The organism is Rhizobium esperanzae (genome assembly GCF_002204185.1).
In the GTDB taxonomy this organism is placed as follows: Bacteria; Pseudomonadota; Alphaproteobacteria; order Rhizobiales; family Rhizobiaceae; genus Rhizobium; species Rhizobium esperanzae.
The window spans coordinates 73,950-99,860 of the sequence record NZ_MXPU01000020.1 but is presented as its reverse complement, the minus strand read 5'-3'; the positions used below and the strand labels follow the sequence as shown (position 1 = coordinate 99,860).

The 25,911-nt window shown below is 60.4% G+C and carries 25 protein-coding genes and 1 riboswitch; of the genes, 16 read left to right on the top strand and 9 right to left on the bottom strand.

Annotated elements, in window-relative coordinates; all coding sequences use genetic code 11:
• The first annotated feature begins 275 nt into the window (after nt 1-275).
• On the top strand, nt 276-440 hold the full coding sequence (locus tag B5E41_RS31890) for a hypothetical protein (protein WP_176439485.1): 165 nt from the start codon (nt 276-278) through the stop codon (nt 438-440).
• A 245-nt stretch (nt 441-685) separates the two neighbouring features.
• On the opposite strand, the gene B5E41_RS25250 is transcribed toward B5E41_RS31890, so the two are convergent.
• Nucleotides 686-2,293, bottom strand: a complete 1,608-nt coding sequence (locus tag B5E41_RS25250) for a fumarate hydratase (protein ID WP_088396529.1) — start codon at nt 2,291-2,293, stop codon at nt 686-688.
• A gap of 246 nt (nt 2,294-2,539) precedes the next feature.
• On the opposite strand from B5E41_RS25250, the gene B5E41_RS25245 reads away from it, so the two are divergent.
• Nucleotides 2,540-3,367, top strand: coding sequence for a VCBS domain-containing protein (locus tag B5E41_RS25245; RefSeq protein WP_088396528.1), 828 nt, complete (start codon nt 2,540-2,542; stop codon nt 3,365-3,367).
• A gap of 143 nt (nt 3,368-3,510) precedes the next feature.
• On the opposite strand, the gene fumC is transcribed toward B5E41_RS25245, so the two are convergent.
• Entirely contained in the window at nt 3,511-4,902 is a 1,392-nt protein-coding gene (fumC, locus tag B5E41_RS25240) for a class II fumarate hydratase (protein ID WP_064803037.1), read from the bottom strand.
• On the opposite strand from fumC, the gene B5E41_RS31885 reads away from it, so the two are divergent.
• Both B5E41_RS31885 and B5E41_RS25235 read left to right on the top strand, forming a co-directional pair.
• Nucleotides 4,901-5,236, top strand: coding sequence for a hypothetical protein (locus tag B5E41_RS31885; RefSeq protein WP_176439483.1), 336 nt, complete (start codon nt 4,901-4,903; stop codon nt 5,234-5,236). The genes fumC and B5E41_RS31885 overlap by 2 nt on opposite strands.
• A gap of 68 nt (nt 5,237-5,304) precedes the next feature.
• Complete coding sequence (locus B5E41_RS25235) at nt 5,305-7,206, top strand: L,D-transpeptidase family protein (protein ID WP_088396527.1); 1,902 nt, start codon at nt 5,305-5,307, stop codon at nt 7,204-7,206.
• Between the two features lie 317 nt (nt 7,207-7,523).
• On the opposite strand, the gene B5E41_RS25230 is transcribed toward B5E41_RS25235, so the two are convergent.
• A complete protein-coding gene (locus B5E41_RS25230) occupies nt 7,524-8,228 on the bottom strand; it encodes an HAD family hydrolase (RefSeq protein WP_088396551.1) in 705 nt (234 codons plus the stop codon).
• A gap of 43 nt (nt 8,229-8,271) precedes the next feature.
• Between B5E41_RS25230 and B5E41_RS32590 the strand changes: the two genes are divergently transcribed.
• From B5E41_RS32590 to B5E41_RS25215, 4 genes are all read left to right on the top strand, one after another.
• On the top strand, nt 8,272-8,397 hold the full coding sequence (locus B5E41_RS32590; RefSeq protein ID WP_257784612.1) for a hypothetical protein: 126 nt from the start codon (nt 8,272-8,274) through the stop codon (nt 8,395-8,397).
• Nucleotides 8,398-8,471: 74 nt separating this feature from the next.
• Nucleotides 8,472-9,170, top strand: coding sequence for a ribose-5-phosphate isomerase RpiA (rpiA, locus tag B5E41_RS25225; RefSeq protein WP_011425639.1), 699 nt, complete (start codon nt 8,472-8,474; stop codon nt 9,168-9,170).
• A 15-nt stretch (nt 9,171-9,185) separates the two neighbouring features.
• A complete protein-coding gene (locus tag B5E41_RS25220; protein ID WP_088396526.1) occupies nt 9,186-9,761 on the top strand; it encodes a DUF2059 domain-containing protein in 576 nt (191 codons plus the stop codon).
• 94 nt (nt 9,762-9,855) lie between these two features.
• A complete protein-coding gene (locus B5E41_RS25215; RefSeq protein ID WP_088396525.1) occupies nt 9,856-10,140 on the top strand; it encodes an acylphosphatase in 285 nt (94 codons plus the stop codon).
• Nucleotides 10,141-10,180: 40 nt separating this feature from the next.
• On the opposite strand, the gene B5E41_RS25210 is transcribed toward B5E41_RS25215, so the two are convergent.
• On the bottom strand, nt 10,181-10,399 hold the full coding sequence (locus B5E41_RS25210) for a hypothetical protein (protein ID WP_041678876.1): 219 nt from the start codon (nt 10,397-10,399) through the stop codon (nt 10,181-10,183).
• Nucleotides 10,400-10,602: 203 nt separating this feature from the next.
• On the opposite strand from B5E41_RS25210, the gene gor reads away from it, so the two are divergent.
• The gene (gene gor / locus B5E41_RS25205) at nt 10,603-11,988 is read left to right on the top strand and encodes a glutathione-disulfide reductase (RefSeq protein ID WP_088396550.1); all 1,386 of its coding nucleotides are present in this window, start codon (nt 10,603-10,605) and stop codon (nt 11,986-11,988) included.
• Nucleotides 11,989-11,994: 6 nt separating this feature from the next.
• On the opposite strand, the gene B5E41_RS25200 is transcribed toward gor, so the two are convergent.
• Nucleotides 11,995-13,278 (bottom strand): Tad domain-containing protein, encoded by a 1,284-nt coding sequence (locus tag B5E41_RS25200; RefSeq protein WP_088396524.1) that lies wholly within the window; start codon nt 13,276-13,278, stop codon nt 11,995-11,997.
• Between the two features lie 188 nt (nt 13,279-13,466).
• Here B5E41_RS25200 and B5E41_RS25195 point away from each other — a divergent pair, with 188 nt between their 5' ends.
• On the top strand, nt 13,467-14,840 hold the full coding sequence (locus B5E41_RS25195; protein WP_088396523.1) for a class II 3-deoxy-7-phosphoheptulonate synthase: 1,374 nt from the start codon (nt 13,467-13,469) through the stop codon (nt 14,838-14,840).
• 57 nt (nt 14,841-14,897) lie between these two features.
• On the opposite strand, the gene B5E41_RS25190 is transcribed toward B5E41_RS25195, so the two are convergent.
• Entirely contained in the window at nt 14,898-16,730 is a 1,833-nt protein-coding gene (locus B5E41_RS25190) for an ABC transporter ATP-binding protein (RefSeq protein WP_088396522.1), read from the bottom strand.
• Between the two features lie 285 nt (nt 16,731-17,015).
• Between B5E41_RS25190 and B5E41_RS25185 the strand changes: the two genes are divergently transcribed.
• Nucleotides 17,016-17,417: a GFA family protein gene (locus B5E41_RS25185; RefSeq protein ID WP_088396521.1), complete on the top strand. Its 402-nt coding sequence runs from the start codon at nt 17,016-17,018 to the stop codon at nt 17,415-17,417.
• Nucleotides 17,418-17,434: 17 nt separating this feature from the next.
• On the opposite strand, the gene B5E41_RS25180 is transcribed toward B5E41_RS25185, so the two are convergent.
• Nucleotides 17,435-17,965: a DUF1003 domain-containing protein gene (locus tag B5E41_RS25180; protein WP_064810513.1), complete on the bottom strand. Its 531-nt coding sequence runs from the start codon at nt 17,963-17,965 to the stop codon at nt 17,435-17,437.
• A gap of 190 nt (nt 17,966-18,155) precedes the next feature.
• Between B5E41_RS25180 and B5E41_RS25175 the strand changes: the two genes are divergently transcribed.
• From B5E41_RS25175 to B5E41_RS25165, 3 genes are all read left to right on the top strand, one after another.
• A complete protein-coding gene (locus B5E41_RS25175) occupies nt 18,156-19,835 on the top strand; it encodes an NAD+ synthase (protein WP_088396520.1) in 1,680 nt (559 codons plus the stop codon).
• Nucleotides 19,836-19,861: 26 nt separating this feature from the next.
• Entirely contained in the window at nt 19,862-20,692 is an 831-nt protein-coding gene (locus B5E41_RS25170) for a TolB family protein (protein WP_088396519.1), read from the top strand.
• A gap of 143 nt (nt 20,693-20,835) precedes the next feature.
• Nucleotides 20,836-21,402 (top strand): hypothetical protein, encoded by a 567-nt coding sequence (locus tag B5E41_RS25165; RefSeq protein WP_088396549.1) that lies wholly within the window; start codon nt 20,836-20,838, stop codon nt 21,400-21,402.
• A 233-nt stretch (nt 21,403-21,635) separates the two neighbouring features.
• Here the strand turns inward: B5E41_RS25165 and B5E41_RS25160 are convergent, their stop codons facing one another.
• Nucleotides 21,636-22,703: a 3-deoxy-7-phosphoheptulonate synthase gene (locus B5E41_RS25160; RefSeq protein ID WP_088396518.1), complete on the bottom strand. Its 1,068-nt coding sequence runs from the start codon at nt 22,701-22,703 to the stop codon at nt 21,636-21,638.
• 372 nt (nt 22,704-23,075) lie between these two features.
• A riboswitch (cobalamin riboswitch) is annotated at nt 23,076-23,261 on the top strand.
• Nucleotides 23,262-23,303: 42 nt separating this feature from the next.
• Here B5E41_RS25160 and bluB point away from each other — a divergent pair.
• On the top strand, nt 23,304-23,993 hold the full coding sequence (bluB, locus tag B5E41_RS25155; protein WP_088396517.1) for a 5,6-dimethylbenzimidazole synthase: 690 nt from the start codon (nt 23,304-23,306) through the stop codon (nt 23,991-23,993).
• 3 nt (nt 23,994-23,996) lie between these two features.
• Here bluB and B5E41_RS25150 read toward each other — a convergent pair whose 3' ends face one another.
• Nucleotides 23,997-25,091 (bottom strand): DUF2865 domain-containing protein, encoded by a 1,095-nt coding sequence (locus tag B5E41_RS25150; protein WP_088396516.1) that lies wholly within the window; start codon nt 25,089-25,091, stop codon nt 23,997-23,999.
• A 255-nt stretch (nt 25,092-25,346) separates the two neighbouring features.
• Between B5E41_RS25150 and B5E41_RS25145 the strand changes: the two genes are divergently transcribed.
• Nucleotides 25,347-25,631 carry a YciI family protein gene (locus B5E41_RS25145; protein WP_088396515.1) on the top strand — a complete coding sequence of 95 codons (285 nt, stop codon included), beginning with the start codon at nt 25,347-25,349 and terminating at the stop codon, nt 25,629-25,631.
• The last annotated feature ends 280 nt before the right edge of the window (nt 25,632-25,911 follow it).

Here is a 25,911-nt window from a genome sequence, read left to right as displayed (position 1 = left end):
GCGACATATACCAAAGATTACATATGAAAGCTCAGAAGTGGGGCAATACATTGGGCATGCCTATGATTTTCCATAAAAAAATTTATCTTCTGTGGAGTAGTCCTACCCGCTTTGCGGGAATGGTGTTTAAAAAACTACAGTTCTTTTTCTCGCTGGAGATCGTATTCATCTTGTCGACATGAGCTTTTGGTCGTCTCCTATTTCAGCGTGAATGTTTCGGAAAGATATTTTCAGCACTAAACCCGACTGCTGCCAGAAAACCACGGCGTAAGATCATGGAAAGGCCCCGCGCCATTTCTTTCGCCCTTGTCGTTTTCTCCATCCTCGCAGGCGGCGCCTTGCCGCTGGAGCACACCGGCCTTTTTTCCGGCGCATTCCGGACGGAGATCCTGGCGAGGGTGGATGATGAGGACGTGGTAAGCGCTGCAGATATTCAGTAATGGTGCAGGTATCGGAAGGGGGTGCCGTGCGGCCCCCTCATCTGCCCGCCGGCATCTTCTCGCCGCTGGGGAGAAGGCACTCGTGGCAGCGCCTCACTTCCATTGAGACCTTTACGATAGGAAACGATGGACGGCGGCTTGCACCCTCTTCTTCCCTGCGGGCAGAAGGTGGCCCGAAGGGTTGGATGAGGGGGCTGCACGGCACGCCGTTGATTGCCCTTCACCTCAATGACCACATCACCCAGTCACCCCAGATTCAACTCCTGGAAGAAATCATTGCCCTTGTCGTCGATGACGATGAAGGCGGGGAAGTCTTCGACCTCGATCTTCCAGACCGCTTCCATGCCGAGCTCGGGATATTCGAGTACTTCGACCTTGCGGATGCAGTCCTGGGCGAGACGGGCGGCGGGGCCGCCGATCGAGCCGAGATAGAAACCGCCGTGTTTTTTGCAGGCCTCGCGCACGGCGCGCGAGCGGTTGCCCTTGGCAAGCATCACCATCGAGCCGCCGAAGGACTGGAACTGGTCGACATAACTGTCCATGCGGCCGGCCGTCGTCGGGCCGAAGGAGCCGGAGGCATAGCCGGCCGGCGTTTTGGCGGGGCCGGCATAGTAGACCGGATGATTCTTCAGGTAATCGGGCATGCCCTCGCCCTTTTCCAGCCGTTCGCGGATCTTGGCATGAGCGAGGTCGCGAGCGACGATGATGGTGCCGGTCAATGAAAGGCGCGTTTTGACGGGATGCCGGGAGAGTTCGGCGAGCACTTCGGCCATCGGCTTGTTGAGATCGATATGCACGGTCGATTCCGACAGTTTCGCCTCATCGATCTCGGGCATGTATCTCGACGGATCGGTTTCGAGCTGCTCTACGAAAACGCCGTCGCGGGTGATCTTGCCCTTGGCCTGGCGGTCGGCGGAACAGGAGACGCCCAGGCCGATCGGCAGCGAGGCGCCGTGGCGGGGCAGGCGGATGACCCGCACGTCATGACAGAAATACTTGCCGCCGAACTGAGCGCCGACGCCCATCTGCTGCGTCAGCTTGTGGATTTCCTTTTCCATTTCGATGTCGCGGAAGGCATGGCCGCTCTCGGAGCCTTCGGTCGGCAACTCGTCGAGGTAGCGGGTCGAGGCAAGTTTGACCGTTTTCAGGTTCATCTCCGCCGAGGTGCCGCCGATGACGATCGCCAGATGGTAGGGAGGACAGGCTGCCGTCCCCAACGTCAGGATCTTCTCCTTAAGGAAGTCGATCATCCGGTCATGCGTCAGGAGCGAGGGCGTACCCTGGTAGAGGAAGGTCTTGTTGGCTGAACCGCCGCCCTTGGCGACGAAGAGGAAGTCGTAAGAGTCGGTGCCTTCCTCATAGATATCGATCTGTGCCGGCAGATTGTTCTTTGTATTCTTCTCCTCGAACATTTTTATGGGCGCAAGCTGCGAATAGCGCAGGTTCTTCTTCTCATAAGCGTCGAGAACGCCTTTGGAGAGTGCTGCCGTATCCTCACCCTCGGTCCAGACCCGGCGGCCCTTTTTGCCCATGATGATCGCCGTGCCGGTGTCTTGGCACATGGGGAGCACGCCGCCGGCGGCGATATTGGCATTCTTCAGCAGATCGTAGGCGACGAAACGATCGTTGTCGGTCGCTTCAGGGTCGTCGAGGATGGCGGCAAGCTGCTTCAGATGGGCGGGGCGCAGCAGGTGATTGATGTCGGCAAAGGCGGTTTCGGCAAGCAGCCGGATACCCTCAGGATCGATCGTCAGGATTTGCTGGCCCTTGAAACTGTCGACCGAGACGTAGTCGCTGCTGATCTTGCGGTAGGGGGTGGCATCCTCGCCAAGGGGGAAGAGATCGTCAGCCATCCAAGTGACCTTTCTGCTGGGCGTGCGTCGCTAAAATTGGAACCGGTCTAAATCTGCTGCGAAGCAAATGCAATTGGGAACGGCGGAGTCTGGAGCTGGGGCTATGTCGTGCCACATTTGCAACCCGCCTGGCACACGCAATAAGGGAGCAGAAGTCGACATTTGTCGCGAAACGGCCGACTTCAGGTTGCTTTCAACTCGAGCCCAGTTCATATTTCCGGCAGCGTTAACCTGCCGGGGCTTCCAATGACAAATGCAAAGCCAACTGCTGTCGACGACCTTCTCGTTTTTTTCGAACATGACTGGATCAGGGGCGATCTGCTGCGCCTTGCCAGCGATCCCGAAGGAGCGGACATGTATGTTCGCTTCGTCAATGGCGTCCGCATCGACGCCAAACATGGGCCTGACCACGAAACGATCATTCAGGGCGAGTACGGAATCTTCAAAGTGAAACCTGATGGTCACTTCACATATGAGCTGGATTATACGCTCGACGTGGTGAAGAATTTGGGGAAGTACGATCAGCTCATCGAAAAGCTGAGTTACAAGATGTCCGACGGCTGGGGAGGCACGGATCTCGGCGTGCTGACGCTGGCGATCGACGGCGTCAACGAAGGCGAAAAATATCACGAAGTCCTGGATTTCGATGATATGGGCGTCTTATCGAGGGCGGATAATTTCTCTCTCCCCAATTACCGGGGCTTTGCGCTCTCGGTGAACGGCAGCCACGATGTGACGCTTCTGAACGGCATCGTCTATGATAGCATCCCGGGCGTCGACGCCATTACCGAAGACGGTTTCAGCGATACCGTTCTATCCCCCGGTTCTGCCCCCGTAAGCTTGAAACTGCTCGATGGCGGGGAGTTCACCTTTCAGAGCGTCTCGATCGCCGAATTGTCGGCATCGCCCTTTCACCTGACGCTCACAGCCCTGAATGACGGCCAGATCGTCTATCAGCAGGAGCTCGAGGTCACCGGCCCCAGTCTCGAGGTCGATATCGAAGACATCGAAGAAATCCGGTTCGACTTCATGGGCAATTCTGTCGTGATGGACAATTTTTCGTTGCTGGCTTGACATTGCTCCCCTGTCTGCACCAGGCAGACGAAGATCGCCCCTCACCCTAACCCTCTCCCCGTAAAGACGGGGCGAGGGGACGTGCCCTGCGAGAGGTTGGCGAGGGACGGCAGGCGGATCAGAGGCTGCGTATCGCGGCTCTTTTATTTCGGCCCGATCATCGTTTCCGGGCGCACGATCGCGTCATATTCTTCCGATGTCACCAGGCCGCTGGCAAGCGCCTCTTCCTTCAGCGTTGTACCGTTCTTGTGAGCCGTCTTGGCGATCTTGGCGGCGGCGTCGTAGCCGATCTTGGGGGCGAGGGCGGTGACCAGCATCAGTGAGCGTTCGAGGCCGGCTTTGATGTTGTCCTCGCGCGCCTCGATGCCGACGACGCAATTGTCGGTGAAGGAAACGGCGGCGTCGGCCAGCAACTGCACCGACTGCAGGAAGTTGTATGCCATCATCGGGTTGTAGACGTTGAGCTCGAAATGGCCCTGGCTATCGGCGAAAGTGAGCGCGGCGTGGTTGCCGAAGATGTGGATGCAAACCTGCGTCAGCGCTTCGCATTGGGTGGGGTTGACCTTGCCGGGCATGATCGAGGAGCCGGGTTCATTCTCCGGCAGCGCCAGTTCGCCGAGACCGGCGCGGGGGCCGGAGCCGAGCAGGCGGATGTCGTTGGCAATCTTGAAGAGAGCGGCAGCCGCCGCATTGATGGCTCCATGCGAAAAGACCATGCTGTCATGCGAGGCAAGCGCCTCGAACTTGTTCGGCGCGGTGACGAAGGGCATGCCTGTGATATCAGCGATCTCGTCCGCGACCTTCTCCGCAAAACCGACCGGTGCGTTGAGGCCTGTGCCGACGGCGGTGCCGCCCTGGGCGAGTTCGCAGAGGCCGGGCAGGGTCATCTCGATGCGTTTGATGGCGGAGCCAAGCTGGGCGGCATAGCCGGAAAATTCCTGGCCAAGCGTCAACGGCGTCGCGTCCTGGGTATGGGTACGGCCGATCTTGATGATGTGGCTGAATTCGGTGACCTTCATGTCCAGGGCGGCATGCAGGTGCTTCAGCGACGGCAGCAGGTGATGGGCGATCCGTTCGGCGCAGGCAATATGCATGGCCGTCGGATAGGTGTCGTTCGACGACTGGCTCATATTGACGTGATCGTTCGGGTGCACCGGCTTCTTGGAACCCATGACCCCGCCGAGCATTTCTATGGCACGATTGGAGATCACCTCGTTGGCATTCATGTTGGACTGCGTGCCGGAACCGGTCTGCCAGACGACCAGTGGAAAGTGCTCGTCGAGCTTGCCGTCGATCACTTCCTGGGCGGCGTCGACGATGGCCTTGCCCAGCGCCGGATCGAGCTGGCCGAGCGACATGTTGGCGCGGGCGGCCGCCTGTTTGACGATGCCGAGGGCGCGGACGATCGACAGCGGCTGCTTTTCCCAGCCGATCTTGAAATTGCCGAGCGAACGCTGCGCCTGGGCGCCCCAATATCGGTCGGCGGCGACGTCGATGGGGCCAAAAGTATCGGTTTCGGTGCGGGTTGCGGTCATGAGCCTTGCCTTCCTATCACATGCTGTTTTCTGGCATCTTCGAAAGATGTGGTCTTATAGGTTGGAAACCAGGGCAAGAAAACCGGATGCGGTGCGAAATATTGATGATCACAGTCATGTTTGTGCCTGCCAGGCGGCGTGCTTTTTCGGCCACGTTGGAAATTTTATGCATCGGCACGTTTTTGCCGTACTGGCCCGGCGGCGAAAATTCGGTAAAAAATTAACTAATAATTTCATAATTTTGTGTGAACTGCTGTGCGGCGCCGCGCAGGATTCCTCTCACATGAAATTAGTCCGCCGGCGCTGGCGGCGAAGGCCGGTTTCTGATCAATGAGGCCCTACGCTGCTTGAGTTTCGCGGGATTTGAGCTGAGAACAGCATGACATCGGGACTGGAATATATATGACGTTCGTTTTGAAAAGCGCGGTATCCGCATTGGCAGTTTCTTGCGGCCTGGCAATGATGGCCGCTCCCGCGCATGCCTATACGCTGATGGATATGCTGCGTGGCGACAGGCAGCGGACTCAGAGCACCATTTTCATGGATCAGATGCCGCCCGGGCGTGTGGCGCCGCGTGGCGGCGAAGGCGGATCGCTTGGCGGGCTTGACCCGGAGGCGCCGCTGCCGAAGGTCAGCGGTCCGCGTTATTACACCTACAAGACCGAAGCCCTGCAGTTCGTCGATACCAGCAAGTTCGCCGATCCCATCGTCACGGGTGCGGTTGCTGAGGTTTCGCCTGGGAGCGATTCCGAACCGGTGGTGCAGCGCCGCTTCCTGGCGCAGGCCAAGGTTCGCGCCAATGTCGACGTCGCCAAGGCGCTGGAAACCTATTATAGCGATAGCCGCAATCCGCTCGTCTGGGTCGACGGCAACCAGATCAACGAGCGCGCCCAGTCGGCAATGGCGGCGCTGGCCGATGCGGCTTCCGTGGGCCTCGACCCTGCCGATTACGCCGTGCAGGCGCCGGCGGTCGATCCGGCCAATCCCGATCCTGCCGCGCGCGACCGAGCGCTGACGCAGTTCGAGCTGGAACTTTCGGCCAAGGTGCTTGCCTTCGTGCAGGACACGGTCCGCGGCCGCATCGATCCGAACAAGATTTCTGGCTATCACGATTTCCAGCGCAAGGTCGTCAATCTGGCACCGGTGCTGAAGCTTGCGCGCATGAGCCCGAATGCCGGCGCCTATATCGCCAGCCGTTCGCCCGATAGCCCGCAGTTCGAGGCGCTGAAGGCGGAGCTTGCCAAGCTTCGCGCCGCCGACAGCAATGAGGAGCAGATCGTCATTTCGCTCCAAGGGCTGCTCAAACCCGGCGACAGCTCGTCCGAGATCGCCAATATCGTCAAGGCGCTGCAGAAGCACGGGTCCGAGACGCTGACGACCGATCATGCGGCGACGTTTGCAGCCTACGCGGGCGGCAGCGACTATTCGCCCGACATCGTCTCGCTGGTGGAGGACTTCCAGAAGGAGCACGGTCTGAAGCCCGATGGTGTCATCGGCCAGGCGACGGTGCGCGCCATGACCGGCGGTGACACCAATGCCTCGAAGATCGACAAGCTCGTCGTCGCCATGGAACAGGTGCGCTGGCTGCCGGAAGATCTGGGTTCCCGCTACGTCATGATCAATCAGCCGGCCTACATGGCCTACTACCATAATGACGGTAAGGAACAGCTGTCGATGCGCGTGGTGGTCGGCGGCAAGAACAACCAGACCTATTTCTTCAACGACGAGATCGAGACGGTGGAGTTCAACCCGTTCTGGGGCGTGCCACAGTCGATCATCATCAACGAAATGCTGCCGAAGCTGCGGTCGGATCCGAACTACCTCGATCAGCTCGGTTACGAGGTTGAGGTGAATGGCCATGCCGTCGCCTCGTCCAGCGTCGACTGGTACGGCTCGACCGCAAATGTTTCGGTGCGCCAGCCGCCAAGCAGCGATAACGCCCTCGGCGAACTGAAGATCCTGTTCCCGAACAGCCACGCGATCTACATGCACGATACGCCCTCGAAGAGCTTCTTCAAGCGCGACATGCGGGCGCTCAGCCACGGTTGTGTGCGCCTTGCCAATCCGCGCGCGATGGCAGCCGCCGTGCTCGGCACGACCGCCGACGATGTCGCCAGGCAGATCGCGAGCGGCCAGAATCATGCAGTGAAGGTGCCGCAGAAGATCCCGGTCTACGTCTCCTATTTCACCGCCTGGCCAAACAAGGATGGCGTGGTGGAGTATTTCGATGACGTCTACGGCCGTGACGCCTATGTCGACAAGGCTTTCGATGCGACGACCAAGGCGCGTGGGGCGCAGATCTGACGCCTAATTTGTGGTGATTTTTGACGGGCGGTCTTTGGGCCGCCCGTTTTGTTTTTGGGTGGTGGTGCTTCAGATAGGATGTGCCGTGTGGTACCCCCCTCTGTCCTGCCGGACATCTCCCCCACAAGGAGACACAAGGAGGGAGATTGGCCGGGAGCACCGGTTTCCCCAATCAATCGGCACCGCAAGCTGCGCAACGTTAGTGATGCGCGAAGGTTAGGCTTCTGGCCAATCTCCCCCCTGGTGGGGGAGATGGTCGGCAGACCAGAGGGGGGGCCTCACCGAATGCCGTCAGAGGACAAGAGCCAGCCTCGTCTCTAAACGGCAACTTTGGCCGCAGAACCCTTCAGCAAACCTTCCACCAATTCCGGCGTCAGTTCATCGTAATGGGTGATGATGACATCGGGATCGAGGCTTGAGACCGGCACATCCGAGTAGCCGAAAGGCACTGCAATCGACGGCACGGCGGCGTTCCTGGCCACTGCGATATCGTTGATGCTGTCGCCGATCATCACGGTTCGGGAAATATCGCCGCCGGCGCGCTCGATGGTGCCGGTGAGGTGGCGAGCGTCGGGCTTGCGGTATTGGAAGGTGTCGCCGCCGGTGACGGCTTCGAAATAGCTGACGAGTTCGAGCTTGTCGAGCAGACCGAGCGCGAGGCTCTCCATCTTGTTGGTGCAGACGGCGAGGCGGTAGCCAGCGGATTTCAGGCGGTTCATCGCGGCGACCAGACCGGGATAAGGTTCCGTATGGCCGGGCATGCTGCCGGCATAATGGGCGACGAAGCGTTCCACCAGCAGCGGCAGGCCATCTTCCGCGAGCGAATGGCCGCGCAGCCGGCAGGCGCGCTCGATCATCACCCGCCCCCCCTGGCCGACGAGATGGGTGAGGTCGTCATAACTGACCGGTTCGAGGCCGAGGGCTGCGATCGTATGGTTCAGGCTTTCGACGAGATCGGCATGGGTGTCGAGAAGGGTGCCGTCGAGATCGAAGACGACGAGCGGGGCGGGGGCAGGGGTCAAGGGTTTGCCTCTTTGTGCGATGGGCGTCTTGCGAGCGGTGTCGATGGAACGCGTCATTTCCGGGAATGATGATATTTTTCCTGAGGTAGGCGATCGCGGGGCGGAAAGCAACGGCCTGAGGATTAGCGGCAAGCCGCAGGCGTTTGTTTCGGCTTTTCATTTTCCGTGATGATTTTGACTTTCGTTTGCCAGGCGAGCCGTGTAAACAGCACATCCAACGTAATAATTCGGAGCTGGCGGCGCATGGATGCGCGCGAAATGAAGATCAAGGCCGCCGAGGCCGCGCTCGCCCATGTCGAAAGCGGGATGCGTCTCGGCATCGGAACTGGGAGTACAGCGGAAGAATTCGTCCGCCTGCTGGCGGAGAAGGTCGCAGGCGGCTTCCAGGTCGAAGGTGTTCCGACGTCCGAGCGAACGGCGCGGCTCTGTGTCGAGCTCGGTGTTCCGCTGAAGTCGCTTGATGAGCTGCCGGCGCTCGATCTGACGGTCGACGGCGCCGACGAGGTCGATCCGGCGCTCAGGCTGATAAAGGGCGGCGGCGGCGCGCTGCTGCGCGAAAAGATCGTCGCTGCCGCGTCGCAGAGGATGATCGTCATCGCCGACGAGAGCAAGCTGGTCGAAACGCTCGGCGCCTTCGCGCTGCCGATCGAGGTCAATCCGTTCGGTCTCGTCTCGACGCGGATCGCCATCGAAAAGGTTGCCGCCCGGCTCGGCCTTTCCGGCGAACTCAACCTGCGCCAGTCCGGTGACGGAGAGTTTACCACGGATGGCGGCCATCACATCATCGATGCATCTTTTGGCCGCATTCCTGATGCAGAGGCGCTTTCGAGCGAGCTGAATTCCATACCCGGCGTCGTCGAACACGGGCTCTTTATCAATATGGCGGCACTTGCGATCATCGCCGGTCCTGCGGGTGCGCGCACGCTGCAGGCAAACAGATAACAGGAGCATACACTTATGATGAACATTGCAGGTCTTGGCCGTCTTGCCGCTGCGACCATCGTTCTTTCCGGGCTTGCCTTCGGCCCCGCCGTCAAGGCGCAGGAAGTTTCCGAAGAGCAACTGAAAGCTGCGCGCGCGGCGATCGACGCGATCGGTGCTACGGCCCAGTTCGACAACATCCTGCCCGGCCTTGCCGAGCGCCTGAAAGCCGGCCTGATCCAGGATTCGCCGAACTACCAGGACGTTATCTCGTCGACCGTCGACGCGCAGGCGCTGAAGCTGGCGCCGCGGCGCGGGGATCTGGAAAAGGAGGCGGCGCTCACCTATGCCAAGGCCTTCACGGTCGACGAGCTGAAGGCGATTGCGGATTTCTATAATTCCGACGTCGGCAAGAAGTTACTGCGCGATGGTCCGGTCGCCTCCCGCGAAACGGCCAAGGCTGCCGACATCTGGGCGCAGGGCATTTCGCGAGACCTGGAAAAGCAGAGCAATGCCGAACTGTCCAAGGTCATCAAGGCGCCACCGCCGGCCACCGACAGCCCAGCGGCTCCGGCACCCACTCCGGCGCCGGCCCCGGCTGCCCAGAAGTAAGGGCTGCCTCCGCAGATTTGCAAAAGCCCGGCATCGTCCGGGCTTTTTTGCTATGATGGATCCGGCAATAGCGGCTAGGTTTTGGTGAGGCGATATGTCCGATCATGACGAGGCGGTGCGAGTGCGGATATCGGGCAGAGTCCAAGGTGTCGGTTTTCGCATGTGGACACGCGATGAGGCGCTGCGGCTCGGCGTAACGGGTTGGGTGCGCAACGAAGCGGACGGATCTGTCTCCGCCTTGATCGCTGGAGCGGACAACGCGATTTCGACAATGATCGAGCGTTTGAGGCGCGGACCTGCAGGGGCATCGGTTTCAAGCGTCGAGACGGAAGCGGCTCAGCTCGAGAATATGCCGAGGGATTTCCGCATTACCGGCTGAGAGCGGCAAATCCTCGAGAGAGAAAATACGCCAAGGGCGATCAGCCCCAGTCCTTCGAACTCTTGGCCAATTGCCATACGCCAGTCTCATCCGGCTCTACGCGCTTGTTGCCGCGGTAGAAGATCGGCAGCCCTGTTTTCTTGTCCATGGCAAAGCGGCTGGGCGTGAATTTCTCGCCCTCGTGGCCCTGGATGGCGAGGTTGAGCGCTTCCTTGAACTTGCCGGCCCTGCACAGGTTGGCGAAGAGAGTTTGATCCATCTTTTGCTCCGGCATCCTTTCAGTCTCGTGCATTGCCTGCCAGCCTCTGCCGACGCGGTCAACCGTAAACGGTGACCGAGGCAACTTCCGATCAAGATTCGGCAATGGAGTACGGAAAGACGCAGGAGCAGGGCTTTTGTTTTCATGATGATCGCCCCTATATCAGGAACGTCCTTCCTGCGATTCCCCTTCCGGAGCTTCTCATGTCTTCCTATGATTACGACCTTTTCGTCATCGGCGGTGGTTCCGGAGGTGTGCGCGCTGCGCGCGTCGCCGCCTCGCTCGGCAAGAGGGTGGCGATCGCGGAGGAATATCGCTATGGCGGGACATGCGTCATCCGCGGTTGCGTGCCGAAGAAGCTCTTCGTCTATGCTTCGCAGTTCCACGAGCACTTCGAGGATGCAGCGGGTTTCGGCTGGACGGTCGGCCAAAGCAGTTTCGACTGGAAGAAGCTGGTGGCCGCCAAGGATGCGGAGATCGCGCGGCTGGAAGGCCTCTACAAGAAGGGGCTCGCCGGCGCCAATGCCGAGATCCTGGAAACGCGCGCCGAGCTCGTCGATGCCCATACGGTGCGGCTGGTGAAAACAGGGCAGACGGTGACGGCCAAGACGATCGTGATTGCGACCGGCGGACGCCCGAACCCGCATGTCGCGCTTCCCGGTCACGAGCTTTGCATTTCCTCCAACGACGCCTTTCATCTCGAAGAACTGCCGAAATCGATCGTGATCGCAGGCGGCGGTTACATCGCCGTCGAATTCGCCAATATCTTCCATGGCCTCGGCGTGGCGACGACGCTGATCTATCGCGGCGCCGAAATCCTGTCTCGCTTCGACGAGGATCTGAGGCGGGGCCTGCACGAGGCAATGGTCGCCAAGGGCATCCGCATTCTCTGCCATGACACGCTGCAACAGGTTTCGAACGCCGAGGACGGGCTCGTGCTGGAGACGCTGAACAGCGGCACGTTGCAGGCCGATGTCGTCATGCTGGCGCTCGGGCGCGATCCGAATACGGAAGGCCTCGGCCTCGAGGCAGCCGGCGTCGCCACGGACGAGCGCGGCGCCGTCATCGTCGACGATTATTCCCGTACCAATATCGAAAATATCTATGCTCTCGGCGATGTCACCAATCGGGTACAGTTGACGCCGGTGGCGATTCACGAGGCGATGTGCTTCATCGAGACCGAGTACAAGAACAATCCGACCCGGCCGGACCATGAACTGATCCCCACTGCCGTCTTCTCACAGCCCGAGATCGGCACGGTCGGCCTGTCGGAAGAGGAGGCGGGCAAGCGGCACAGTGAGATCGAAGTATACCGCGCCCAGTTCCGACCGCTGAAAGCGACGCTTTCCGGCCGGTCCGAGCGGATGATCATGAAACTGATCGTCGATTCTGCGAGCCGCAAGGTGGTGGGGGCTCATATTCTCGGGCACGATGCCGGCGAGATGGCGCAGCTGCTCGGCGTCACGCTCAAGGCCGGCTGCACCAAGGACGATTTCGACCGGACGATGGCGCTGCACCCGACCGCGGCCGAAGAGCTCGTCACCATGTATGCGCCGAGCTACCGTATCCGCGATGGACAGCGCCTCTGAGCCTTGTTAACTGGTGATGCGCGGCGCGCGGATGACTTTGAGGAAAAGTGCTTTCATAGCGTCGGCAATGCCGTCGGTCGGCGTGACTTCGAAATAAAGGCCGGGTGAGGCGCAGGCCTGCATTTTGGTCGGTATCTCGCTCTGGAAGGGCTTGATCCAGGTATTGTACCAATTGTTGCTGGGCAGCGGCAGGTAAGTGGTATAGAGCACGGCGATCTTGACGCCGCGGTCCTTCAGCGGCTTGCAGAAACTCGTGTCGATCGGCTCCTGGCAGCGACCGCCGGTCGTCTTTTTAGTACATGTCGAGGGCTTGTAGCTGTCGCCGACGCCGTCGGCGACGAAAAACAGGATTTTTTCAGGGCTGATATTCGAGGTTCCGTCGCCCGCAGGGTCTATGATCGTGTTGATCTGCGTCATCGCGCTGTCGAAGCTCGTGAGCTGGTCACTGTTGTAATTCTGGTAAGGAATTGTCATCAGGTCGACCGCGTCGGTATAATTCTTGACCTTTGTCAGGTCGGAGGTGAGGCCGGAAATCGTCGTCAGCTTCGCGTCCTCGGCCTTGGTGCCGAAAGTGTAGACACCCATCCGAAACTGATCGCTGCTGACGCGCTCGGCCTTGGCCGTATCGGTCAGCGCCTGGGTTGCCTGGCGAACCACGTCGATACGCATAGTGACGCCGAGGCTCTTGGCTATGGTGTAGTTGTTGGTGCTCTGGTCCATCTGGTGACAGGCGAAAGCGCAGCCGGTCTTGGCTTGCAGCTTCGAAACGTCGGTTGCGGTCGCGCCGACGCCCATGGAAGGCGTGTTGTCGAGCAGGATGTAGAAATCCATGAAGGCGGCAGTCTGGTATTCAGCTGTCGCCGTGCCGGAGATGGTGATCGAATCCCGGCCAAAAATGCGCATGAAGGTCGTCGGCACGGTCGCGGTGAAGGAAACCTGCGAGTTCAGCTTATTGGCGGTCTTGGTGACGTCGATGCCGAGATCGATATGAATGTCGGTCAGCTCACCCGACGTCTGGGACATGAAGATGTTACGAGCGTCGGTTTTGCCAAGCGAGACCGTGCCGTTGCCGCTCATTGTCATTGCGGCGGCGACCGCGGCCGATTTTTCGGCGATCGAACCGACGGCCGCAGCATCGGCGGCGGCGTAGAGCTGCGTTCTCAGGCTCAGTGCGTGGGCCACATCCACCGCCATGCCGGCCGCACCCACGAGCGGCACCATCAGCAATGCCGTCATGATGCCGAAATTACCCGAGCGGTCTAATATGAAGCCGGGCGAAAGGATCGCCATGACATGTCCCCGATGTTGAAACTCCTTCAGCTTCTACATGCAAAGTCTGAAATATGGGGAAATCGACATGGTATATGCTGGTTTAAAGCTTCCGGTGATTGGCCTTTGCAAGCTTGATCTAAAGGTCTATAAGCCGCCGGATATTAAGACAGGGCATCCGAGGAATGGATGTGAGTGAGGTTAGTGAAATGGCAGAGAACTGGACCCCGAGCAGCTGGCGGCAGAAACCGATCCTGCAGGTTCCCGAATACCCCGACGCAGCTGCTTTGGCGGCGACGGAGGCCCAGCTCGCCAGCTATCCGCCGCTCGTCTTCGCAGGCGAAGCGCGCCGCCTGAAGAAGCATCTCGCCAACGTCGCCGAAGGCAACGGTTTCCTGCTGCAGGGCGGCGACTGCGCCGAGAGCTTCGCCGAACACGGCGCCGACAATATCCGCGACTTCTTCCGCGCCTTCCTGCAGATGGCTGTCGTGCTGACGTTCGGCGCGCAGCTGCCGGTCGTCAAGGTCGGCCGCATCGCCGGCCAGTTTGCCAAGCCGCGCTCGTCGAATGTCGAGAAGCAGGGCGACGTGACACTGCCCGCCTATCGCGGTGACATCATCAACGGCATCGAATTCACCGAGGAGTCGCGCATTCCGAACCCGGAACGGCAGGCCATGGCCTATCGCCAGTCGGCCGCGACGCTGAACCTTCTGCGTGCCTTCGCGATGGGCGGCTACGCCAATCTCGAAAACGTGCATCAGTGGATGCTCGGCTTCGTCAAGGACAGCCCGCAGGGCGAGCGTTACCGCAAGCTTGCCGACCGCATCAGCGAAACCATGGATTTCATGAAGGCGATCGGCATCACCTCGGAAAACCAGCCGGCGCTCCGCGAGACCGATTTCTTCACCAGCCATGAGGCGTTGCTGCTCGGCTACGAGGAGGCACTGACCCGCATCGATTCCACCTCCGGCGACTGGTATGCTACGTCAGGCCACATGATCTGGATCGGCGACCGTACGCGCCAGGCCGACCATGCGCATGTCGAATATTGCCGCGGCATCAAGAACCCGATCGGCTTGAAATGCGGCCCGTCGCTGCAGGCCGACGATCTGCTGCAACTGATCGACATCCTGAATCCGGGCAACGAAGCCGGCCGCCTGACGCTGATCTGCCGCTTCGGTCATGAAAAAGTCGCCGAGAACCTGCCGCGCCTCATCCGCGCTGTCGAGCGTGAAGGCCGCAAGGTCGTCTGGTCCTGCGATCCGATGCACGGCAATACGATCACGCTCAACAACTACAAGACCCGTCCCTTCGAACGGATCCTGTCGGAAGTCGAAAGCTTCTTCCAGATCCACCGCGCCGAAGGCACGCATCCCGGCGGCATCCATATCGAAATGACCGGCAAGGACGTAACGGAATGCACCGGCGGCGCTCGCGCAGTCACCGCCGACGACCTGCAGGACCGCTATCACACGCACTGCGATCCGCGCCTCAACTCTGATCAGGCGCTCGAGCTCGCCTTCCTGCTCGCCGAGCGCATGAAGGGCGGCCGCGACGAGAAGCGCATGGTCGCCAACGGCTGAGGACAGGCCGAAACGGATGACAAAAACCCGGCGTGACGCCGGGTTTTTTATTGCTTTTCAGATACTCGTCTGAACGCTGTGCAGGTTGGCATAGACGCCGCCTTGCGCCATGAGCGCGTCATGCGTTCCCTCTTCAACGATGCCATCGCCCGTCAGGACCAGGATGCGGTCGGCATGGCGGACCGTCGAGAGGCGGTGGGCGATGACCAGGGTGGTGCGGCCGTTCGCCAAGCTCAGGAGCGCCTGCTGCACCGCCCGTTCGCTCTCGTTGTCGAGCGCGCTGGTCGCCTCGTCGAAGATCAGGATTTCCGGATCTTTCAGGAAGGCACGGGCGATGGTGATGCGCTGGCGCTGGCCGCCGGAGAGCTTGACGCCGCGCTGGCCGATGTCGGTGTCATAGCCATTGGGCAGGGCCATGATGAAATCATGCGCATTGGCGGCGCGGGCGGCCGCTTCGAGCTCGGCATCGGTCGCATCCGGCCTGCCGTAGCGCAGGTTTTCAGCAACAGTGCCGGCAAAGAGATAGACATCCTGCTGCACCACCCCGACATGGCGCCGCAGTGACGCCAGCGTGACGTCGCGGATATCGCTTCCGTCGATGCGGATTGCGCCAGCTTCGACATCGTAGAAGCGTGGTATCAGCGCGCAAAGCGTGCTCTTGCCCACTCCCGAAGGGCCGACCAGGGCGACAAACTCTCCGGGGGCGATGGTGAGAGAAAGCCGCTCCAGCACCCTCGGACCATCGGCTTCGTAGCCGAAGGCGACGTCGGAAAAACTGATCTCGCCTCTCGGCGCCGGCATCGGACGCGCATTCGGCCGATCGGTGATATCGGGATCGATCTCGAGAATTTCCATGGCCCTGATGAAGCCGGTGTAACCCTCCTGCCAGAGGCGCACGAAATTCGCGAGCCGCTGCACCGGATCGACCAGCACCCCGACGCAGAGCAGGAAGGTCAGCATATCCGGGACGGTCAGGTCCGCCGTCAGGATGCGCAGGCCTCCTGCGATGATCACCAATATGGTGACGAGCTGGGCGAAGGTTTCGGTGCCGACGGAAAACCAGGCCTCGCTGCGGTAGCCCTCGGCGCGGCTTTGCAGGAAACGCTGGTTCTGCGCCACGAAGCGCTGCCTTTCCAGCGCCTCGTTGGCGAAGGACTGGACGACACGGATGCCCGCGAGCGCATCCTCGACGCGCTCATTGACGGCGGCGATCTGCCGCTTGCTGTCTTCGAGTGCGCGGTTCATGCGCCGGTTGAAATAGAGTGCGTAGGCCACCGCCACCGGAGTGAGCAGCAGGATGAGGGTCGCCAGCAGCGGGTCGATCAAGAACAAGACCAGCATGGCGCCGCCATATTTCAGAACGGCAATGGAGAGATCCTCGGGGCCGTGGTGAAAGAGCTCGCCCAGCCAGAGGGAGTCATTGGTGATGCGGCTCATCAGCTGCCCGGTGCGCTGGCGATCGTAGAAGCTGAAGGACAGCTTCTGGCAATGCTCGAAGAGTTCCTGCCGCACCGTCGCTTCGATGCGGGCGCCCATGACATGGCCGCGATAATCGACGAAGAAAATCGCCGCTATCTGGACAGCGAGAACGGCCAGCATCACACCGCCCATGGCAAGAATCTGCGCGAAGGCCTCGGGGGCATCGGGCAGAGCCAGAAGCCGGCTCGTGACGATGTTGGCGCAGAGGGGCAATGCCACGGCGGTGCCGGCCACGAGTATGGCGCAAAGCAGATCCGCCAGCAGCAAAGGCAGATGCGGGCGGTAATAGGAGATGAACTTGCGCATGCGCAACCAGCGCTGCTCGGGTTCAGTCGAATAGTCGCGGAAGAAGTTCAGAAAGAGGTTATAGCGTCGCGAGCTTTTCCTCGCGCGAGAGAATGGCGTGTGCATGAAGCAGAATGTCCTTGTGGGCGATGTTTCCTTTCTGTCTGGACAGGGTCGCTCTCATGTCAGTCTCCCGGCGGTTGAATAAATTGAGCCATCAGTATCACCGAGAATAACGTCTGGTTCAACGCGGTGATGAGAGGAGGTCGGCGGGTGTTGTCAACGGGCAACATCCGAGGGCCGCCGCCACCCGTGAACGCTTCAAGATTTCTGATCATTCGTTCAGGGGAATGGATTTGACGACGAGGTCTCGTGGCCGCAAGTTTGTCCAGGAGCGAGGGGAGAGCGATGATGAGCGAACACCATACAGGCGGTTGTCTTTGCGGCGCCGTGCGATTTTCAATTCGGGCAAAGCCAGGACCTGTCATCGGTTGCCACTGTTCCCAATGCCGCCGGCAGACGGGACTCTATTATGCCGCTGTCAACGTGCCGCGCGTGGCGCTTTCGGTGGAAAATCCCGGCGCCGTCCGCTGGTATCGGTCGAGCGCTGAGGCGCAACGCGGCTTCTGCGCCAATTGCGGCTCCGCTCTGTTTTGGCAGGGGGATGAAGCGGTGGAGGTTTCGGTCCTGGCAGGCGCCTTCGACGAACCGAGCGGCCTTGCCTTCAGCCATCACATTTATTGCACCGACAAAGGTGATTTCTACGAGATAACAGATGGCCTGCCGCAATATGACAGGTATCCGCCCCGTTGATTTGGGGGTGCCCCGCCTCAGGTCTTGGCCGCAAGCGCTGCGCTGAGACGAGCGACGTCTTCGCGCAGCGCCGTCAGTTCGGTCAGGACGCGCATGTCGATCTTCTGGTGCAGGGAGAGCACTTCGAGTTCGGCCTTGAGATTGACTTCGTAATCTTTGGCCGCCTCGAAGCGGTCGCGCTCGGCCTGGCGGTTCTGCGACATCATGATGATCGGCGCCTGGATGGCGGCGAGCATCGACAAGATTAGGTTCAGGAAGACGAAGGGATAGGGATCGAAAGCGCCACTCGCCAAAACGATGGTGTTGATTATCGTCCAGACGACGAGGAAGGCCAGGAAGCCGAGAATGAAGGACCATGAGCCGCCAACACGGGCGATGCTGTCGGCGATACGTTCTCCAAAAGAGGCCTCGGCAGAAAAGGCGGCGTTGACATCGGTCGAGATGATCTTGCGCTCGTGGGCTTTCGCCAGCACGCGCTTTTCCGTGTCGCCGAGTTCGTCGGCAGGTTTGTCGAAATGATGGTGCACGAAATTCGAAAAATTATTCATGGCCTGTTTCCGATGACCGTTAACGATGCTGTCGCTTTCGTGCGTCAGTATTCCGCTCCGCCGGTAAATTGCAATGCATCGCTGCCGTAAGCCTCCAGCGCGCCTGTTCACCAAAAAAATCGTGAGCTCGGTGCAACGCTTTGGTCGCGAACGTGTTGCGGTAACGGGAGCCGCAGGCTAAACAAATGACATGACACAGGAAAACGCTCTCTCCGATATCTTCCGCATCGCTATCGGCCAGCTCAATCCCACGGTCGGCGATGTCGCCGGCAATCTTGCCAAGGCACGTGAAGCACGCGCTGATGCAGGCCGAGAGGGCGCGCATCTGCTCGTATTGACCGAGCTTTTCATCTCCGGCTATCCGCCGGAAGACCTGGTGCTGAAGCCGGCCTTCATCCGTGCCTGCTGGAAGGCGGTGGAAAGCCTTGCGGCCGATACCGCCGATGGTGGGCCGGGGGTCGTCATCGGATTCCCCAGGCAGGACGAGAGGGGGCGCTATAATTCCGTCGCCGTGCTCGACGGCGGCAAGGTTATCGCGGTGCGCGACAAGGTCGATCTGCCGAATTACGGTGAGTTCGACGAGAAGCGGGTCTTCGTGCAGGGGGCCATGCCGGGGCCGGTGAATTTCCGCGGCGTGCGGCTCGGCATTCCGATCTGCGAAGATATCTGGGGTGATCTCGGCGTTTGCGAGACGCTGGCCGAAAGCGGGGCGGAGATCCTGCTGTCGCCGAACGGGTCTCCCTATTATCGCGGCAAGGTCGATATCCGTCACCAGGTGGTACTGAAGCAGGTGATCGAGACCGGCCTGCCGCTGATCTATGCCGCCCAGCTCGGAGGGCAGGACGAGCTCGTGTTCGACGGGGCGAGCTTCGCCTTCAACGCCGACAAATCGCTCGCCTTTCAGATGAGCCAGTTCGAGACGGCACTTGCAGTGACGACATGGAAACGTGGGGAAGCCGGCTGGCACTGCGCCGAAGGGCCGATGGCGCGTATCCCCGAGGGTGAGGAGGCCGATTATCGCGCCTGCCTGCTCGGCTTCCGCGATTACGTCAATAAAAACGGTTTCAAAACTGTCGTTCTCGGCCTTTCCGGCGGCATCGACTCAGCGATCTGCACAGCGATCGCGGTCGATGCTCTCGGAGAGGAGCGGGTGCGAACGGTGATGCTGCCCTATCGTTACACCTCGGAAGATTCACTGAAGGATGCAGCCGACTGCGCCAGGGCGCTCGGCTGCCGCTATGACATCGTGCCGATCGAACAGCCGGTAACCGGCTTCAGCAGCGCGCTGTCCAACCTCTTCGAGGGTACAGAGAGCGGAATCACCGAGGAGAACTTGCAGAGCCGCACGCGCGGCGTCATCCTGATGGCGATCTCCAACAAATTCGGCGCGATGGTGGTGACGACGGGCAACAAATCGGAAATGTCGGTCGGCTACGCCACGTTGTATGGCGACATGAACGGCGGCTTCAATCCGATCAAGGACCTCTACAAGATGCAGGTCTATGCGCTGGCGCGCTGGCGCAACGAGAATGTGCCCCCGGGTGCGCTAGGCCCCTCGGGTGAGGTGATCCCGCACAATATCATCGACAAGGCTCCGTCGGCCGAGCTGCGCCCCGATCAGAAGGACCAGGATTCGCTGCCGCCTTATCCCGTTCTCGACGATATTCTCGAGTGCCTGGTGGAGAAGGAAATGGCGGTCGAGGAGATCGTCGCGCGCGGCCACGACGTGGCGACCGTTCACCGGGTCGAGCATCTGCTCTATCTCGCCGAATATAAGCGCCGGCAATCGGCGCCGGGCGTGAAGATTACCAAGAAGAATTTCGGCCGCGACCGGCGCTATCCGATCACCAATCGATTCCGGGATCGCTGACCCAATCGACATGTCAGGGAGGCAATATGCGCAGCTCGGTCGAGATCTACAATGTCGGGACGGGCAGGGCTCGCGAGGTCTGGCAAACGGAAAGGCTGGTGGAAGCGCCGAACTTCTCGCCTGATGGTTCCTACCTGCTGCTCAACGGCGACGGGCTGCTCTTCCGGCTGCCGCTCGATGGCGGCGAGGTGATCAGGGTCGACACTGGCTTTGCCGTCAATTGCAATAACGATCACGGCATTTCACCTGATGGCACGAAAATCCTCATCTCGGACAAGACCGAATTCGGCAAGTCGGCCATCTATATCCTGCCGATCGAAGGCGGCACACCGCGGCTCGTCACTGAAAACCACCCCTCCTACTGGCATGGTTGGTCGCCGGACGGGCGTCAGCTCGCCTATTGCGGCATCCGCGACGATCTCTTCGACATCTATACGATCTCCGTTGACGGCGGCGCCGAGACGCGGCTGACGCACGGCGAGGGCCGCAATGACGGGCCGGATTATTCCGCCGACGGGCAATGGATCTATTTCAACTCCAGCCGCACCGGGCTGATGCAGATCTGGCGTATCCACCCCGACGGCACGGGCCTAGAGCAGGTAACATCGGATAATCAGGGCAACTGGTTCGCCCATCCGTCGCCGGGAAATGACAAGGTGCTGATCCTGTCCTATGACCCCTCGGTTTTCGATCACCCACGCGATCTCGATGTGCGGCTGCGGCTGATGGATATGGATGGCGGCAATCTGAAGACGCTGTTCGAGCTTTTCGGCGGGCAGGGCACGATCAATGTGCCCTGCTGGTCTCCTGATGGCGAAGAATTCGCCTATGTCAGGTATTTTCCGGTGAGTTCTTGAGACGGGCGCACCGCGATTTTGTGACAGGGTGGCGAGTATCTGATGATATCGAGAGGCCGCCCTACTCGAACACTTGCTGGAAACCGTTTCAGAAGCGGAATGTCTTTCAACGCAAATATGAAGATGACCCTGGAGGTATGGACTTGCTGGCGGTCTTGAGATGCGCGTGGACGCTGCGTGGTTTCACGATCGCCGGCTCCGTGGTGGCAATGGGTTTCACGCTCGCAGGATGTTCATATCTTTTTGTCCGTGGTGTCGAGGGAAGCTACCTCGCAACGGGTACTCCGGTGCTCGGAAAGGTGATCGCAAGTAACGAGAGTGAGCAGATGGGGGGAACGATTGAGATGGGCTCGGCCGAACGGCAGCAATGCAAGGGTCGCTACAGCGTGTCGCAGGTGAAGACAAATTTCTGGAAGCTGGAGACCGGCGAGCGAACCTATCGCGGGAAGATCTACTGTCTGGATGGTCGAGCAGGGGCGTTTGAACTCATATCGAAGGATAAGGGGAAAACCGGCTCGATCACCGGCGAAATCAATGGCGAGGCATTTCAACTCGATATGTTCGAATCGAAGAGCCGTGAGTGCATGACGGACGAATGCAGATGGGGCTTGAAGTGGACTTACGAAAAAGAGCGTGACGATATGCGTACCTATTACAGGGTCGCGACTGAACACGAGCCCGACTCAGTGGATCCACGGCTGCTCTATTGAATCTGCTCCTATTCCGCGTGCCGATGATCCGGCCTCGGGCTCCACCCATGATGGCGGGGCGGTTGGTTGGTAGCCTCACGTTGCTCATACCAGTTTTCAAATCGGAACTTGGATCGATCATCCGGGCGTGAGTTATGAAACCGTATCCGGTAGACGTACCCGTGAGATAACCAGGTTGGCCCCACCGCCCTGTTGGGCGGCGGGTGTCTGCCCGCCGCGCTTGATGTTGTCTATCAGGCTGCGACGGCTGCCTTGCGCCGCGCGCCAGCGGCTTTCGCCAAGTCTTCCAATACTGTTACCGACATGTCCCAGTCGATGCAGCCATCGGTGATCGACTGGCCGTAGACCAGCGGCTTGCCGGGAACGAGATCCTGGCGGCCGGCGACGAGGTTGCTTTCTAGCATCATGCCCTTGATATGATGGTTTCCGGCGGCGATCTGCGAGGCCACGGAATGGACGACGAGCGGCTGGTTCATCGGGTCCTTGCCGCTGTTGGCATGGCTGGCGTCGATCAGGATGCGCGGGGCCACGCCGAGTTTAAGGCATTCGGCTGTGACGGCTTCGACATCGGTCGCCTCGTAATTCGGCCGCTTGCCGCCGCGCAGGATGATGTGGCAGTCCTCGTTGCCCTTTGTCGAGGCGATTGCCGCCTGTCCGTCCTTGGTGACGGCGGGGAAGTGATGCGGCTGCGACGCGGCGAGGATCGCGTCGAGCGCGACGCGGGCGCCGCCATCCGTGCCGTTCTTGAAGCCGATCGGGCAGGAGAGGCCGGAGGCGAGCTGGCGATGGATCTGGCTTTCGGTCGTACGCGCGCCGATCGCGCCCCAACTGACAAGGTCGGCGATGTATTGCGGCGTGATCGTCTCGAGGAATTCGACGCCAGCGGGCAGGCCCATTGCGTTGATGTCGAGCAGCAGGCGCCTGGCAATGCGAAGCCCTTCCTCGATGCGGTAGCTGCCGTCGAGATGCGGGTCGTTCATCAGACCCTTCCAGCCGACCGTGGTGCGGGGCTTTTCGAAATAGACGCGCATGACGATTTCCAGATCGCTGGAGAGGCGCTGCCGCTGTTCCGCCAAGCGCTCGGCATATTCGCGTGCTGCAGCAGGATCGTGGATGGAGCAGGGGCCGATGACGACGATCAGGCGGTCGTCTTCTCCCTCGAGGATCTGATGGATCGCATGACGGTTGCTGGTCACCGTCTCGCTGACGGCAACGGTTCGGGGAATTTCCGCGATGATATCGGCGGGTTTGGTCAGCGGGGTGATCTCGAGGATACGCAGATCATCAATGGTATCGGGCACGGTGTGGCTCCTGTTTGGTCATACCGTGCGGAAACAAAAAAGCCGCCAGGTAGACTAGCGGCTGTTCGGGTTGTCGTCGTCTCGAATTCAGTTACGCACGGACCCGCATCCGCTGGGAGCAGCGGTACGAATAAAATCGCGAGGCGTAGACAGAAGTGATCGACATGCTGCGTGTTTAGCGTGGCGGCCTTCCGTTGTCACGCAGAATCTGCGGCCTGAAAGCGGGCTTGGGCGCGCAGCAGTCTCCAATGCATCGAGCGTGGTCGTGACCAGCCGCCGCCTGTTCACCGGCACGTCAGGCGGAAAAATCGCTGTTTGCCTAACGGCCTCATCGGGCTCGGCTGCCTCCGCTTGCCCGCGAAGCGCTTTCCTGAAATAGATACCTCGTCAGGTGCCCGCTTTCACGCGGGAGAATCGGGAATCCGGTGCAAGACCGGAACGTGCCCAACGCTGTAAGGCCGACGCCCGCCGCTTCATCATGCCACTGGCTATTGCCGGGAAGGCTGCGGCAGACGGATGACGCCAAGTCAGAAGACCGGCCTGGCAAGATAGACCCAACCCGCGCGGACAGCGGGCGGTTGCGTTGTTGGGAATTTGACGATGCGACCCTTTGATGCGGATGCCCTTTCGGCGGCATCCGGTTTTTCCATGGCCGAACGTGACGCCGTCTATCACGCAATCATGACGCGGCGGGACGTGCGCAGCCAGTTCCTGCCCGATCCCTTGCCCGACGACCTCGTGGCGCGGCTCCTGACAGCCGCCCATCATGCGCCGTCGGTCGGCTTCATGCAGCCATGGAATTTCATTCTGGTGAAAAGTGCAGCCGTCCGTGCGCGCGTGCGCGACGCCTTTGCCAAGGCTAACGAAGAGGCGGCGTCGATGTTTGAAGGCGAGCGGCGGCAGGCTTATCGATCCCTCAAGCTCGAAGGCATCGTGGAAGCGCCGCTCGGCATATGCGTGACCTGCGATCCCACCCGCGGCGGCAGCGTGGTGCTGGGACGGACGCACAATCCGCGGATGGATTCCTACTCGACCGTTTGCGCCATCCAGAATCTCTGGCTTGCGGCCCGCGCCGAAGGCGTCGGCATTGGCTGGGTCAGCATCTTTCGTGAAGGCGACCTGAAATCAATTCTCGGCATACCCGAGCATATCGAGGTGGTCGCCTGGCTCTGCGCCGGCTTTGTCGACCGGCTTTATGACGAACCGGAACTCTCGGTCAAAGGCTGGCGGCAGCGGCTGCCGCTCGAGGAACTGGTTTTCCACGACGGATGGGGACGTAACGACCCGTAGCCATTACTGCTGTTGTGGTTGTGGGCCCGGCGTCGCCGGATTGGCAAGGTCGATCGAGCCCTGGTCGCCGGCGAGGAATTGCGGGCCGACCTGACGGACCTTGTTCTGCGTGGGGTCATAGGGACGTTCGGGGACGGATGACTGCGGCGGGGCTGCTGCTGCAGTATCTTTCGCCGGCGGATTGGTGCGGACCGTCGTGATCGAGCCTTGCTGCGGCGGTTCGCTCAGGGCCTGCTTCCCGCGCATCTCCTCGTAATAGGCAGTGAGATTGCAGGCGCAGGAATTTTTCTCACCAGGCGCGCGGTTCTTGTAAGCGAAAGCGTTCTTCATGGCGCTATAGGGCGCGCCCGTTGCGGCCGAGATCATGTTCGAGGCGTCCGTGCTGGTCACGTCGCGATAGAAGAGCTCGGTCTCGATGCCGGGGCACATCTTGGCGCAGGTCTGGGCATCGCGGTCGAAATCGACCGAGGTGGTGTTCGAACTGATCGGGAAGAAGCCGCCGTCGCAGCTGCGAACGCAGATGGTGCTGACCGGCGAAAACATTTCGGTCCTCGGCAGACCATTACGCGGATCGGCCTCTTCACCGCCGCCGAGCGGGATGAATGTGTCGGTGCGCATCGCCTGTTCCTCGACGCTTGGGGCGGGCTCGCTGGCGCTGCGCTCTGTCGGGGTATAGAAATTTTCGCTGTTGCAGCCATTGCGTTCGAGTGCCGCCGTCAATTCTCGGCGCGCGTCGTCATCGCCGGCCTGGCTGCGCAGCTCGTTGCGGCGGTCCTGGAGATAGCGGATATTGTCGATCATCCGGGCCTCGGCGTCAGAAAGCTCTGCGCAAAAATCGGCATTCTCACCGCCGATCACGACCATGCTGCCCGAGGTGCAGCCATAGCTGCGCAGATCGTTGCGGACCTTGCGCAGCTCAAGGTTTTGCTCGGCGATTGCGCTGGCATATTGGCGCGCTTCCGGACCGTTATTGTTGCCGATCGATCGTGGTAGGTCGGCCAGGCGACCACGCAGGTCGTTGCAGACGGCGCTGCTCTGTGCGGCGGCCGGCGATGCCAGCGCAAGCACAAGAGCAAGAGACAGGTTTCGGCGTTTCACGGCATCGTCCGGGAATGAGAAAGTGGCGATCGGTCAAAGGTGGCGTCCATCCGCCGTACCTTGTCTCTTAACGTGTTTCTCTTAATAAGCTTGGATCAATTCCTAGCGCATTTTCGAGATTTTATCCAGAAAATGCGGGCAACAGCGTTGCCCGGAGACGGACACTGCAGCCGTTAACAGCAGTTCCCTTCTTCATCCGATTGTATTCTCGCCGCTCGCTCCTGCTGGGGACTGGTTTTCACTGGGGATAAGCAAATGCGCTACATGCTGATGCTGCATGCGGACGAAGCTGCCGGGAGGTCCATAGCGCCTGAAGATATGGCGCGCGTCATGGACCAGATGTATGCCTATCAACAAGCGCTGGAGAAAGCGGCTGCATTCGTCTCCAGCAATGCGCTCGGCAGTTCCTCTGAGGCCAGTCTCGTTCGTGTTCAAGGAAATGAGGTCAGTGTTCTGGACGGCCCATTCAGTGGCGTAACATGGGCGGGGCCGGCCTGCAGGTCTGGAAGGATGATAAACGCGCGGGCAACGGGATCATAACGATCGTCGTCCCCGAGCTCGAGGTTGAGCTCGAAAGGCTTTCGCGTCAGGGATTGCGGCTCGCCAAGAAAATCGAAGGCGACTTTGGGCTCGTGGCTCAGATATTCGACGGTGAGGGCAACCGGATCAACCTGGCTGAGCTTCCCAAGCGATTTGCGAACTGGCTTCGCCGTTGCCACCCCCAAACTTTAAGCCTTTGGCCCAGAGCAATGCCTGCTTTCGGCCAAGACCGGTGATGACTGAGTGGCACCAGAAGCGGCTGCCGGACTATCGGCGCCGC

What these genes read in the sequence shown, in the direction of transcription:
- B5E41_RS31890 (WP_176439485.1), top strand. Translation starts at nt 276, where the DNA reads ATGGAAAGGCCCCGCGCCATTTCTTTCGCCCTTGTCGTTTTCTCCATC.
- B5E41_RS25250 (WP_088396529.1), bottom strand. Translation starts at nt 2,293, where the DNA reads ATGGCTGACGATCTCTTCCCCCTTGGCGAGGATGCCACCCCCTACCGC.
- B5E41_RS25245 (WP_088396528.1), top strand. Translation starts at nt 2,540, where the DNA reads ATGACAAATGCAAAGCCAACTGCTGTCGACGACCTTCTCGTTTTTTTC.
- B5E41_RS31885 (WP_176439483.1), top strand. Translation starts at nt 4,901, where the DNA reads ATGAGCCTTGCCTTCCTATCACATGCTGTTTTCTGGCATCTTCGAAAG.
- fumC (WP_064803037.1), bottom strand. Translation starts at nt 4,902, where the DNA reads ATGACCGCAACCCGCACCGAAACCGATACTTTTGGCCCCATCGACGTC.
- B5E41_RS25235 (WP_088396527.1), top strand. Translation starts at nt 5,305, where the DNA reads ATGACGTTCGTTTTGAAAAGCGCGGTATCCGCATTGGCAGTTTCTTGC.
- B5E41_RS32590 (WP_257784612.1), top strand. Translation starts at nt 8,272, where the DNA reads ATGGAACGCGTCATTTCCGGGAATGATGATATTTTTCCTGAGGTAGGC.
- rpiA (WP_011425639.1), top strand. Translation starts at nt 8,472, where the DNA reads ATGGATGCGCGCGAAATGAAGATCAAGGCCGCCGAGGCCGCGCTCGCC.
- B5E41_RS25220 (WP_088396526.1), top strand. Translation starts at nt 9,186, where the DNA reads ATGATGAACATTGCAGGTCTTGGCCGTCTTGCCGCTGCGACCATCGTT.
- B5E41_RS25215 (WP_088396525.1), top strand. Translation starts at nt 9,856, where the DNA reads ATGTCCGATCATGACGAGGCGGTGCGAGTGCGGATATCGGGCAGAGTC.
- B5E41_RS25210 (WP_041678876.1), bottom strand. Translation starts at nt 10,399, where the DNA reads ATGGATCAAACTCTCTTCGCCAACCTGTGCAGGGCCGGCAAGTTCAAG.
- gor (WP_088396550.1), top strand. Translation starts at nt 10,603, where the DNA reads ATGTCTTCCTATGATTACGACCTTTTCGTCATCGGCGGTGGTTCCGGA.
- B5E41_RS25200 (WP_088396524.1), bottom strand. Translation starts at nt 13,278, where the DNA reads ATGGCGATCCTTTCGCCCGGCTTCATATTAGACCGCTCGGGTAATTTC.
- B5E41_RS25195 (WP_088396523.1), top strand. Translation starts at nt 13,467, where the DNA reads ATGGCAGAGAACTGGACCCCGAGCAGCTGGCGGCAGAAACCGATCCTG.
- B5E41_RS25190 (WP_088396522.1), bottom strand. Translation starts at nt 16,730, where the DNA reads ATGCACACGCCATTCTCTCGCGCGAGGAAAAGCTCGCGACGCTATAAC.
- B5E41_RS25185 (WP_088396521.1), top strand. Translation starts at nt 17,016, where the DNA reads ATGAGCGAACACCATACAGGCGGTTGTCTTTGCGGCGCCGTGCGATTT.
- B5E41_RS25180 (WP_064810513.1), bottom strand. Translation starts at nt 17,965, where the DNA reads ATGAATAATTTTTCGAATTTCGTGCACCATCATTTCGACAAACCTGCC.
- B5E41_RS25175 (WP_088396520.1), top strand. Translation starts at nt 18,156, where the DNA reads ATGACACAGGAAAACGCTCTCTCCGATATCTTCCGCATCGCTATCGGC.
- B5E41_RS25170 (WP_088396519.1), top strand. Translation starts at nt 19,862, where the DNA reads ATGCGCAGCTCGGTCGAGATCTACAATGTCGGGACGGGCAGGGCTCGC.
- bluB (WP_088396517.1), top strand. Translation starts at nt 23,304, where the DNA reads ATGCGACCCTTTGATGCGGATGCCCTTTCGGCGGCATCCGGTTTTTCC.
- B5E41_RS25145 (WP_088396515.1), top strand. Translation starts at nt 25,347, where the DNA reads ATGCGCTACATGCTGATGCTGCATGCGGACGAAGCTGCCGGGAGGTCC.